The 2,301-nt window shown below is 54.9% G+C and carries 3 protein-coding genes; 1 reads left to right on the forward strand and 2 read right to left on the reverse strand.

Annotation, left to right across the window (positions count from 1 at the left end; all coding sequences use genetic code 11):
* Positions 1–64: 64 nt before the first annotated feature.
* The gene (locus tag MPRO_RS24670; protein WP_439646794.1) at positions 65–457 is read right to left on the reverse strand and encodes a LysE family translocator; all 393 of its coding nucleotides are present in this window, start codon (positions 455–457) and stop codon (positions 65–67) included.
* A gap of 258 nt (positions 458–715) precedes the next feature.
* Here MPRO_RS24670 and MPRO_RS24675 point away from each other — a divergent pair, with 258 nt between their 5' ends.
* Positions 716–940, forward strand: coding sequence for a hypothetical protein (locus MPRO_RS24675; RefSeq protein ID WP_067299048.1), 225 nt, complete (start codon positions 716–718; stop codon positions 938–940).
* A gap of 347 nt (positions 941–1,287) precedes the next feature.
* Here MPRO_RS24675 and MPRO_RS24680 read toward each other — a convergent pair.
* On the reverse strand, positions 1,288–2,301 hold a 1,014-nt coding region (locus MPRO_RS24680; RefSeq protein WP_067299050.1), incomplete at its 5' end, for a M18 family aminopeptidase.

The raw sequence follows: 2,301 nt of genomic DNA on the forward strand, positions 1-2,301 counted from the left end.
TGTGGTTGACAGTTCTGATTGTGTTTAGGTGACGCGTCACTAGGCTTGGCGACACGAGAGCCGTCTAGGGTGGTTCATATAAAGAGCCGGCGTCGCCCGAAAGGCACGCGTAAGGAGGCGTCGGCAGCGTAGGACGTGTAAAAGAGACAAGCGCCATACGCCCCTTCGAGCGCCACATCTGCACACCTATATAAGCCAGATAGGCGCCGCCGCCATAACGCAATACATCGAACAGCGCGGGATACTGCAACAAAATTGCTGCAACACCCAGCACCGAAGCACCGGCCACCAGGCCTACACCAACCAACTCACCCAGCATCATCCAGAGCGTACGGCGCAGTCCAATACTCATCCCCATGGTCAGCGCTAGCGTCATGCACATACCCGGCGTAATGGAGACAAAGAAAAACGTTGGTATAAAGATGGCGAGCACCGCCAGGTTCATAATTCCGTCCATGAAATACCCTCAGCACAAAAATTAAGCAGAAAAACACCCTGAACAACCATGACATTGCAGCTGAGGCAGCTCCGACAACACATTCCAACCAGACCCAGCACTAACTGAATAGAATATTTCATCAATCAGCTGAGAAAGCATCGTTTGTCGACGAGACCGACTCTGGATATTCTGCACGCCTAAACAGATGCGCGCCAAAACAGTGCGCACAGACAGACAAAGCACCAACAAGGTGCGTACCATATATAGGAAAATACCATGCAGATTCAATACTACCCGTTCGACTTTTCTACCAGCCAGAACAAAAACCGTCGCGAAAGCGAGCAGGAATACTTCATGCGCATGGCCCGTGAATTCGAAGCCGCACGCGCTCTCAAGAGCCGCGAAGAAACCAAACAGAAGATCAAAGCCGCCTTCACCGCCGCTCTGAATCTGTTCAAGTTCAAGCGCACCCAGAACCTCGAATCCCTGCTCGGACGATAATCCGATGCTAGCGGTCATGCAGCTAAGCCCGAGAGCAGACACATCGGGCCGCGCTGCATGAAAACGCGACACGCTCGCACCGAGCACCTCGAAATCCAAACATCCCTGCTCTAGAACTTGTTATTTGTGCCGATTCTCACTGCACATTTTCATAATCACCCACACCGCAGCTAAGCCTAAGCCCTCTACACCAACACCCCGCTATCGCTCGCAACATCACCCAAAAACCCTGACCATCACTGACAAACCGAGTCCACTCAGTGCGACATGCGCTATCGCAGAAAGCGGCGATATTGCCAGACAAGAGTCTGAGCCCCAGCCTGGCATTACCCGCCATTATTATTGGATCAACCGCCCAGCGATGCCTGCACGTAAAAGCGCCGCAACACCTTCGATAGATTCCAGGAGTCCCTTGCACCCGCCATCTCTCTAATAGAGTGCATGGCAAACTGAGGCACACCAATATCCAGCGCTCGAACACCAATTTCAGCCGCCGTAATCGGGCCAATAGTGCTGCCGCAGGCCATGTCTGTACGCACCACAAAGGACTGCACCGCAACGCCTTCCTGCGCCGCCAGATCGCGGAATATCGAACTGGTTTCGCTCGTCGTCGCATAGCGCTGGTTGGCATTTACCTTGATAACAGGACCTGCGTTAAGCAAGGGCCCGTGATTACCATCGTGACGATCGGCAAAGTTAGGGTGCACACCGTGGGCATTATCCGCAGAAATCAGCATGGAGCGGGCCAGCATGCGCTGCCGCGCCTCAGGCTCAGGCAACAGGCGCTCAAGTACATGGGCCAGCATGGGGCCCTGCGCACCTGCCGCACTCATACTGCCCACCTCTTCATGATCGTTACACACCAGCAAAGCCCCCTGATCCGTCTGACTGCCCAGCAAGGCATCAAGGCCGATATAGCAGCTCAGCAGGTTGTCGAGGCGCGCCGACAACAGGAATTCGGACTCAAGCCCCAGCAGGGCCGGTGCCTGGGTGTCATAGAGTGACAGGTCATAATCCAGCACCTGATCAATATCCAGTACACCCTGGGCCTCAAGCTCACCTTTGAGCAGCGCCCTGAAATCCAGTTTCTTGCCCGCTTGCCCCAGTATCACCGGCAGGTAGGTCTGTGCATTAATAGTGCGAGCGGTATGCACCTCCCTGTCCAGATGAATGGCCAGGCTGGGTATCACCGCAACGGGACGATCAAAATCCAGCAACACCTGATCCAGAGTCCCATCAGCTCGACGGTAACTGACCCGCCCCGCAATCGACAGATCGCGATCAAACCAGGGATTTAGCAGAGCGCCGCCATAGACCTCAACACCCAGCTGCAGGTAACCGTTGCGGTGCAGCTCAGGCGC

The sequence above is a fragment of the Marinobacterium profundum genome (assembly GCF_001528745.1).
Taxonomy (GTDB): domain Bacteria; phylum Pseudomonadota; class Gammaproteobacteria; order Pseudomonadales; family Balneatricaceae; genus Marinobacterium_A; species Marinobacterium_A profundum.